This window comes from Streptantibioticus parmotrematis (genome assembly GCF_019890615.1).
Taxonomy (GTDB): Bacteria; Actinomycetota; Actinomycetes; order Streptomycetales; family Streptomycetaceae; genus Streptantibioticus_D; species Streptantibioticus_D parmotrematis.
The window spans coordinates 1-610 of record NZ_JAINVZ010000065.1 but is presented as its reverse complement, the minus strand read 5'-3'; the positions used below and the strand labels follow the sequence as shown (position 1 = coordinate 610).

Sequence of the window (610 nt, the reverse complement as noted above, 5' to 3'; positions counted from 1 at the left end):
TGAGGGTGCGGGTGAGCAGGCGGGAGACGTGCATCTGGGAGATGCCGAGTTCCGCGCCGATGGCGGCCTGCGTCATGTCGGCGCCGAAGCGCATCGAAAGGATCGCCCGGTCGCGTTCGGGCAGGGCGGCGATCAGGGGCTTGAGCGCGGTGAGGTTCTCGACACCTTCCAGCGCCGGGTCCTCGTCGCCCGTGCGGTGCGCCCAGGACGTTCCCTCGTCGTCGTTGTCGCCGTCGGTGGCCGGGGCGTCGAGCGAGGAGGCGGTGTAGGCGTTCGCGGCCACCTGGGCCTCAAGGACCTCTTCCTCCTCGATGCCGAGCCGCGCGGCGAGTTCGGCGACGGTAGGGGCGCGGTCGAGTTCGATCGCGAGGGCGTCGGTGGCCTTCGCCAGGTCGATACGGAGTTCCTGCAGACGCCGCGGGACGCGCACGGCCCAACTGGTGTCCCGGAAGAAGCGCTTGATCTCGCCGACGATGGTGGGCATCGCGAAGGTGACGAACTCCACCCCGTAGTCCGGGTCGAAGCGGTCAACGGCCTTGATCAGGCCGATCGTTCCGACCTGGAGCATGTCCTCCATCTGCTCGGCCCGGTGGGAGAACCGCTTGGCGGC

Annotated in this window: 1 protein-coding gene; it reads right to left on the bottom strand. The window is 69.3% G+C overall.

Annotation, left to right across the window (positions count from 1 at the left end; genetic code table 11):
* A partial coding sequence (locus K7472_RS32250) for a SigB/SigF/SigG family RNA polymerase sigma factor (protein ID WP_222982819.1) occupies positions 1-610 on the bottom strand: 610 nt, incomplete at both ends.